We start from the raw sequence: 7,754 nt of genomic DNA, 5'->3' as shown, positions 1-7,754 counted from the left end.
CATCCCGAACTCGGAAGTGAAACGCAGCTGCGCCGATGGTAGTGTGGCATTGCCCATGCAAGAGTAGGTCACCGCCAGGGGCTTTATCCTAAAAACCCTCACCGTCTTCGGTGGGGGTTTTTTCTTGTGCGCCTGGGCGCACCCGCAACAGGTCACTGCCAGGGGCTTTATCCTAAAAACCCTCACCGTCTTCGGTGGGGGTTTTTTCTTTTTCGGGCTTGCCACATCGCGATGCCGATCAACCCGGAAATGCTTTATCAAGCCAGGCGGGAACAGGAATACCTTTCTCGCGCAGGAAGGTTGGATTGAACAGTTTCGCCTGATAACGCGTTCCCGCATCACTGAGCACAGTAACGATGGTGTGCCCTGGGCCCAATGCTTGAGCGAGACGGATCGCTCCAGCCAAATTCACACCACTAGAGCCGCCGACACACCACCCTTCCTCATGCAGTAGTTGGTGTAATAGCGGCACCGACTCCTGATCGGTAATTGACCAAGCTAAATCAATGGCAGCATCCTGGAAGTTCGTCGTGACTCGACTGGAACCGATGCCTTCACTGATCGAACTGCCTTCGGCGATCAGCTCGCCGCAGTTGATGTAATTGGCGAGCGCCGAACCGGCAGGATCGGAAAGTGCGATCTTCACCGCCGGGTTGCGCGCCTTCAACGCTCTTCCGACACCCGCGAGCGTGCCGCCGGTACCGGCGGAGCAAACAAAGCCATCGACCCTGCCTTGCGTCTGCTCCCAGATTTCAACGGCGGTAGTCGTCTCATGCCAGTCTCTATTAGCCGTGTTGTCGAACTGATTGCCGAACCACGCGCTACCCGTCTCGGCCTCGTTCAAACTTTCGCTGTAAGCGCGCGCGATGTGCACATAGTGGCGTGGATCCTTGAACGGAACCGCCGGCACCAGCCGCACCTCGGCGCCGGCTACACGCAGGGCGTCGATCTTCTCTCGGCTTTGTGTGTCCGGCATGAAAATCACTGATCGATAGCCACGGCTCGCCCCGATAAGGGCCAGCCCGATACCCGTGTTCCCCGCTGTCCCTTCCACGATCGTCCCGCCCGGCCGAAGCAGCCCACGACGTTCCGCATCTAGCACCAATCCCAGAGCGGTTCGATCCTTGATCGAGCCCCCGGGGTTGAGGAATTCAGCCTTGCCGAGCACCTCGCACCCGGTCAGTGCCGAAGCCTGGCGTAGGCGAAGCAACGGAGTCTGGCCAACTGCGGCGGAAAGGTCAGGTTTTACGATCATGGGGGCAGTTTGGAGTGAAATTGGCGTGAGAGTACCGGAGGGGCCGCTAGCCTGCCACTTATGGCCCTGGAATGCGTCTTGCACCATATGGCCATTTCACATAAGACAGCTAATACTCGGTTCTTTTGGGCTGTTTTTACGTTTAGACGTCTAAACGTCCATTGACGATGAAAAAAGGCGTGGGTATAGTCAACTCTACTCATCGAGACCGGCTGAGGGACAGGCCCACAGAAGCCGGGGCAACCTGCAGGATCAAACCTGCAACGGTGCCAACTCCTGCGGGGCGCTTAGGCGTCAACCGGTAGATGGGATGTCGTCAGTTCGTGTGTAGGCATGATTGACCCGACGACAACTCATCGCAGGTTCTCCGCAGGTCGATGTAAACGGAGAACCAAGATGCCGCACCTCGCCAATGCTTCCTCAGACGACCGCCACACTGCCGTGGTCGTATCACTGCACACACGACCCGCGCTCACTGAGCAGCGCAGCAGCCGTCGTCTGAATCTGCACCCCAAATACGGTAGCCGCGTCAGCGCAGTAGACGTGCGTTATCAATGGACCGGCGCTCCTGATGCACCCACGGTGGTTGTGCAAGGCGGTATTTCCGCAGATCGCTATGTCGCGCAGACAGAGCAGGGCGATGCCGGTTGGTGGTCAGAGCTGGTAGGTCACGGACAGGCGATCGATCTTGCGCATTGCCGTGTGCTAAGCATTGATTGGCTGACACCTGCCGATTTCGAAGAGTGCCCGCGCGCGATCTCCAGCGAAGACCAGGCCGATGCGCTCGCCGCTTTGGTCGATGCACTGGGCATCGGCCGTGTGGCGGCCTTTATCGGTTCGTCCTATGGTGCGATGACGGCGCTCGCGTTTGCTGCACGTCATCAAGACAAGGTGGAAAAACTTGTCCTGCTTGCCGGTGCCCATCGCGCCCACCCGCTGTCCACTGCGCAGCGCGCCATCCAGCGACAGATCTTGCGTTTGGGTCAGGCGTCCGGGCAGGTCGAGCAAGCACTTTCCCTGGCGCGCCAGCTGGCGATGACAACGTATCGCGGCAGCGAAGAATTCGCGCGTCGTTTTACGAGCACACCGGATTACCGCGAGGGCAGATTTCATTTTCCTGTAGAAGATTATCTTGAGCATGCAGGGCGTAGCTTTGTGAAGCGCTTCGATCTGGAACGTTTCCTTGCCCTGTCCGAATCCATCGATCTGCACGACATCGCGCCGGAAGCGGTTAGCGTGCCGGCCACGCTGATCGGTTTCCCTTCCGATCGCCTCGTGCCGCTGGCTGACTTGTGCGAGTTGCAGCGTCGCTTGCGTGGATCGGCCACGCTGGAAGTCATCGATTCGCCCTACGGTCACGATGCCTTCCTCAAAGAAACCCACCAATTGGCGCCGCTGCTGCGCCAGGCCATCTCTTGTCGTTGTGGAGCCTGAATCATGTGCGCTGATGTTGTGAATGAAACTGCTGCCAGCACCCGCGCCGTGCGCGCCGGTATCGAATCGGATACGCAACATGGTGCGGTGGTACCGCCGTTGCACTTGTCTACCAACTACAGCTTCACGGGGCTGGGTGGAAAGCGCGCGTACGACTATTCACGCAGCGGCAACCCCACGCGCGATCTACTCGGCAATGCATTGGCGGAACTGGAGCAGGGTGCCGGTGCGGTAGTGACGGCAAGTGGCATGGCCGCCGTGGCGCTGGCACTGGAGCTAGTCCCTGCAGGCTCGACCGTTCTCGCCGCGCACGACTGCTACGGTGGCACCTGGCGTCTGCTCGATGCTTGGGCAAAGAAGGGGCGCTTCAAGGTTCGCTTTGTCGACCTTACCGACAATCATGCATTCGCCGAAGGCTTGGCGGACAAGCCGTCGCTGGTGTGGATAGAGACACCTTCTAACCCACTGCTTCGTATTACCGATATTCGCCACGTGGCGCATGCTGCACACGCCATCGGTGCGCTGGTCGTGGTCGACAACACCTTCCTGTCTCCGGCGTTACAGCAGCCACTCACGCTGGGTGCGGATGTTGTAGTGCATTCGACCACCAAGTACATCAACGGCCACAGCGATGTGGTCGGCGGCGCTGTCGTAGCACGCGAGGCGGCCGTTGCCGAACAACTGAAGTGGTGGGCCAATTGTAACGGCCTCACTGGTGCACCTTTCGACAGCTTCCTTACCTTGCGTGGCCTACGCACGCTTGGTGTGCGTCTGCGCCAACATCAGGAGAATGCGGAACGCATTGCCGTGCTACTCGATCGTCATGCTGCCGTGCGCAAAGTCTATTACCCAGGCCTGGAGCATCACGTCGGCCATGCGTTGGCTGCACGCCAACAACAGGGCTTCGGTGCGATGTTGAGCTTCGAATTGCACGGTGACGTTGCACAGATCGAAGCTTTCGTCGACGGTCTGCATTATTTCTCGCTGGCCGAATCGCTCGGTGGCGTGGAAAGCCTCATCGCCCATCCGGCCTCGATGACGCATGCAGCGATGGCTCCGGAAGCGCGCCGCGCCGCAGGTATCGCCGATACGTTGCTGCGATTGTCGATCGGCATCGAAGACGCCGATGACTTGTCGCGCGACCTGGAGGCGGCGCTGCTACGCGCGCAGGCCGTAGCATCGAAACGTCGGGTGCTTGCATGAGCGCGGTGCTGGCCGAAGCACCCGCCGCCAAGTTGTCGTTTACGGCCAAGCCCGAAGTCGCGCTCGTCTTGCTCGGTACCGGGGTGGTCGGCGGCGCTTTCCTGAAGCTGCTGTGTACACCGGTGTCGGGCCGGCTACGCCTGGTGGGCGCTGCGAATTCCCGTAAGCAGCAGACTGATGCAGCGCAGCTTGCTGCACGTGACCTGCGTGACCGGCTTAAGCGCGAAGGTGCCGCCCGTGACGATGCGGCGTTGCTATCCGCGTTGGATGCTCACGGCGCGGCGCTGAAAGTGATCGTCGACGCCACCGCGTCGACCGAACTGTCGTCTCGACATTCGGAATGGTTGGCTCGCGGTTATCACGTTGTCACAGCGAACAAATCGTTGGCCGGCGGTCAGCTTTCTGGCTGGCGTGCGCTACAAGCGGCGCGCGCTGCAGGCGGTCGTTACGGTGATGCGGCGACCGTCGGCGCGGGCTTGCCGGTGCTCTCAACCCTGCGTCGCTTGTGCGATTGCGGCGACAGTTTGTTGACCCTTGAAGGTGTGTTTTCCGGCTCGCTCTCTTATCTGTTCAACCAGTACGACGGTAGTCGTCCGTTCTCCGCACTGCTGCGTGAGGCACGCAAGCTCGGCTATACGGAGCCCGATCCGCGCGCTGATCTTTCCGGTGAAGACGTGGCACGCAAGCTGTTGATCCTCGCCCGCAATGCCGGCTTTGCGCTGGGTAGTGATGAAGTGGCGGTAGAAAGCCTTGTGCCTGAAAGTCTGCGCGCCATTTCCGCCGAAGCATTTCTTGATCGTTTGGAAGAACTGGATGAACCATTGGCCGCACTGCACGAGGCAGCGCGCGCTCGTGGCCAGGTACTGCGCTTCCTGGCTCGACTCAATCAGCGCGGCCGCGCGCGTGTCGGATTGACGGAGGTACCGGTTACGCACCCTGCCGCACGCTTGTACGGCACGGACAACCAGTTCGCCTTGACCACCACGCGCTACCACACACAGCCACTGGTCATCCAAGGGCCCGGTGCAGGGCCGGAGGTCACTGCCCAGGCATTACTGGGGGACGTGCTGGCGTTGGAATGATGTTTCCCTGTCGAGCCAGCCAGCTCGCATCACTGGTTCGACACCATCAATGTTTGATCATGCGTTCTGCCGTCTCTTCGTCCGGTGGCACCAACGGCGCAGTCGGATCGGCAAGTGCTTCTCTTTCCGCGGCTTCGACCGATGGCGTGCGCCAGCCGGACTTCACACCCCAAACGTAGAACAAAAGTCCGAAGACCGCGACGATCGTCAGATCCCAGCCGTACGGCAGATAGTTGTGCCCCTTGAACTGCTCACTGCCCGCCCAGGAGAGCGCGGCAATCGTCGGAAGATACGTGATCAGCCACCATGCGCCACGCAGCTGACGACCAATGTCGTGCCAGTTGGCTTTTGCCTGGTAGTAGAGATAAACCGGCAAAGCGACGACCATCAGGAGAATGATTTCGCCGGTCAGCGGCCACGTGGCCCAGTAGAGCAACTCGGTCGCCATGATAAACGCGACGCCCGCCAGGATCGGCAAGCCTGCGATACGCAGCGGTCGGTGTAAATCCGGAGCCGTCCTGCGTAAGGTCATCGCGCTTACGGGGCCCGTCAGATAGGAGATCACCGTCGCGACGCCAATCACTGCCGCCAGCGAGTCCCAGCCGCGACCCCAATACAGAAAGAAATAAGCGACGAGCAGGTTGACCCACATGGCGGGCCGCGGAATTCCCCACTTGGGATGCAGCCGGCCGAGTATCTTCGGCAGCGTGCCATTGCGCTCCATCCCGTACAGCATACGCGCGGTGGTCGCTGTGTAAGTGATACCCGTGCCGCTTGGACTGATCACGGCGTCGGCGAACAGCAGCACGGCCAACCATTGCAGCCCAAGCAGCAGTGCAAGATCAGCGAACGGCGATGAGAAGTTGAGGCCATGCCAGCCGGCCTTGGCGAGCAGCTCGCGCGGCACGGCACCGATATAGGCGACCTGCAGAATCACGTATACGACCGTAGCGATCGCGATGGATCCGACCACGGCAAACGGAATGCTGCGGCCCGGATGGCGCGCATCCCCGGCCAGATTCACTGGACTCTGGAATCCGTTGAAGCTGAAAACGATGCCTGCAGTCGTTACGGCGGTCAGGATGGCCGGAAAATCGATGGCGTGCGCATCACCATGGATGCCGATCGAAAAGTTTTCGCGATGAAAGCCGCTCGCAATCAGGAGCAAGCCCGTTGCTGCCGGAACGATCAGCTTGAATGTCGTGATCGCCGTGTTGGAGTGCGCAAATAGCTTGACGCTCCAGAAGTTGAGCAGGAAATACACAAACACCAACGCGCCCGCGATCAACATCCCTGGCGCGGTCAGTTCGACATGGCCGTTGCCCAGTGGCGTGGACAAGCCATGTGCCCACTCCCATGGCCAGTGGTGCATGTATTGCACCGAGGCCACCGCTTCCACCGGAATCACCGAGACGATCGCAATCCAGTTCGCCCAGGCACCGATGAAACCCACCAGCGAACCGTGCGAGTAGTGGCTGTAGCGGACCATGCCCCCCGATTCGGGAAACATCGCCCCTAGCTCGGCATAGGTCAGTGCGATCGTCATGATGATCGCTGCGCCAAGCACCCAGGCCCAGACCGCCCCAGGACCGGCCAGACTGGACGCGCGTGCCGCGCCGAACAACCAGCCGGAGCCGATGATCGAGCCCAGGCCGGTCATCATCAGGGCGATGGGCCCGACGTCGCGGCGGATGGCGTTGGAAGAAGACATGAGAACTCCCTGAAGCAAGACGGATGGCTGCTGTATCCAGCACAAGCGGGCGATGATGACAGACCCACGCGGGCAGTGTCAGCCGCCAATAGTCCGATTCGACGTATAGGAATTCGCTTTCGACGGGCAGATAAATGAGTTGCATGGCCATATATCGCTTCATCCCGAATGAGAGATATATACTTAGGCAAACTGCCGCCTAGGGACCTGAGCAATGCCGGCCATCAGCTTCGAATTCTTCCCACCCAAAACCGATGAACAGCGCTCCCAGCTCGACCGGGCCGCGAAGGAATTGAAGGCGCTGAAGCCCGAATACGTGTCCGTGACCTTCGGCGCCGGGGGCTCCACGCTGAGCTACACCAGCGACACCGTGGCGCGCCTGCATCAGGAACACGGACTGGATGTTGCCCCGCACCTTTCCTGCATGGGTGGTACGCGCGCCGAGATCGCCGCCTTGCTCGACGCCTATCGCGCGGCAGGCTACCGGCGCATCGTGGCATTGCGCGGCGACCTGCCTTCGGGCATGGCCACGCCGGGTGACTTCCGCTACGCCGCCGAGCTGGTGCGCTTTATTCGCGAACACAGCGGCAATCACTTCCATATCGAAGTCGCGGCTTATCCGGAAATGCATCCGCAAGCCGAGGACGTCCATGCGGACCTGCGTCATTTCAAGACCAAGGTCGACGCTGGAGCGGATGGCGCGATCACGCAGTATTTCTTCAATGCCGATGCGTATTTTCGTTTCGTCGACGATGTGCGCAAAATGGGCGTAACGGTACCGGTGGTGCCCGGCATCATGCCGATCTCGAACTATGCCCAGCTCAAGCGTTTTTCCGACGCCTGCGGTGCCGAAGTGCCGCGCTGGATCGCCAAGCGCATGCAGGCTTACTACGACGATGTTGATTCGATTCGTGCCATGGGCGCAGAAGTGGTCGCGCAACTGTGTCGCCGTCTGCTGGAAGGCGGTGTACCCGGTTTGCATTTCTATACGCTGAATCGTGCGAAAGCGACTCGCGCGGTACTCGATCAGCTGCACTGATCCATTCGACATATCGGGCTATGCTTGCAG

General features: G+C 60.3%; 6 protein-coding genes, 1 rRNA gene and 1 riboswitch. Of the genes, 5 read left to right on the top strand and 2 right to left on the bottom strand.

What is annotated here, in order from left to right; genetic code table 11:
* Positions 1–80, top strand: a 5S ribosomal RNA gene (gene rrf / locus QQL64_RS18265); the annotation flags it as partial.
* 158 nt (positions 81–238) lie between these two features.
* On the opposite strand, the gene QQL64_RS11790 is transcribed toward rrf, so the two are convergent.
* Complete coding sequence (locus tag QQL64_RS11790) at positions 239–1,255, bottom strand: cysteine synthase A (protein WP_284399586.1); 1,017 nt, start codon at positions 1,253–1,255, stop codon at positions 239–241.
* A gap of 196 nt (positions 1,256–1,451) precedes the next feature.
* A riboswitch (SAM riboswitch) is annotated at positions 1,452–1,567 on the top strand.
* A gap of 84 nt (positions 1,568–1,651) precedes the next feature.
* On the opposite strand from QQL64_RS11790, the gene metX reads away from it, so the two are divergent.
* The 3 genes from metX to QQL64_RS11775 are packed head-to-tail and all read left to right on the top strand — an operon-like array spanning position 1,652 to position 4,974.
* On the top strand, positions 1,652–2,689 hold the full coding sequence (metX, locus tag QQL64_RS11785) for a homoserine O-succinyltransferase MetX (RefSeq protein WP_284399584.1): 1,038 nt from the start codon (positions 1,652–1,654) through the stop codon (positions 2,687–2,689).
* Positions 2,690–2,692: 3 nt separating this feature from the next.
* Positions 2,693–3,892, top strand: coding sequence for a cystathionine gamma-synthase (gene metB, locus QQL64_RS11780; RefSeq protein WP_284399582.1), 1,200 nt, complete (start codon positions 2,693–2,695; stop codon positions 3,890–3,892).
* Positions 3,889–4,974 (top strand): homoserine dehydrogenase family protein, encoded by a 1,086-nt coding sequence (locus QQL64_RS11775; protein ID WP_284399580.1) that lies wholly within the window; start codon positions 3,889–3,891, stop codon positions 4,972–4,974. Before metB ends, QQL64_RS11775 begins: the two co-directional genes overlap by 4 nt.
* A 46-nt stretch (positions 4,975–5,020) precedes the next feature.
* On the opposite strand, the gene QQL64_RS11770 is transcribed toward QQL64_RS11775, so the two are convergent.
* Entirely contained in the window at positions 5,021–6,685 is a 1,665-nt protein-coding gene (locus QQL64_RS11770) for an APC family permease (protein ID WP_284399578.1), read from the bottom strand.
* A gap of 214 nt (positions 6,686–6,899) precedes the next feature.
* Here QQL64_RS11770 and metF point away from each other — a divergent pair, with 214 nt between their 5' ends.
* Entirely contained in the window at positions 6,900–7,724 is an 825-nt protein-coding gene (gene metF / locus QQL64_RS11765; protein ID WP_284399575.1) for a methylenetetrahydrofolate reductase [NAD(P)H], read from the top strand.
* Positions 7,725–7,754 lie beyond the last annotated feature (30 nt).

The organism is Dyella lipolytica (assembly GCF_030160075.1).
GTDB lineage: Bacteria > Pseudomonadota > Gammaproteobacteria > Xanthomonadales > Rhodanobacteraceae > Dyella_B > Dyella_B lipolytica.
The sequence above is the reverse complement of the archived record's forward strand: the minus strand, read 5'-3'. Positions and strand labels throughout refer to the sequence as shown.

Coding starts and splice junctions, on each gene's coding strand:
- QQL64_RS11790 (WP_284399586.1), bottom strand. CDS start 1,255: ATGATCGTAAAACCTGACCTTTCCGCCGCAGTTGGCCAGACTCCGTTG.
- metX (WP_284399584.1), top strand. CDS start 1,652: ATGCCGCACCTCGCCAATGCTTCCTCAGACGACCGCCACACTGCCGTG.
- metB (WP_284399582.1), top strand. CDS start 2,693: ATGTGCGCTGATGTTGTGAATGAAACTGCTGCCAGCACCCGCGCCGTG.
- QQL64_RS11775 (WP_284399580.1), top strand. CDS start 3,889: ATGAGCGCGGTGCTGGCCGAAGCACCCGCCGCCAAGTTGTCGTTTACG.
- QQL64_RS11770 (WP_284399578.1), bottom strand. CDS start 6,685: ATGTCTTCTTCCAACGCCATCCGCCGCGACGTCGGGCCCATCGCCCTG.
- metF (WP_284399575.1), top strand. CDS start 6,900: ATGCCGGCCATCAGCTTCGAATTCTTCCCACCCAAAACCGATGAACAG.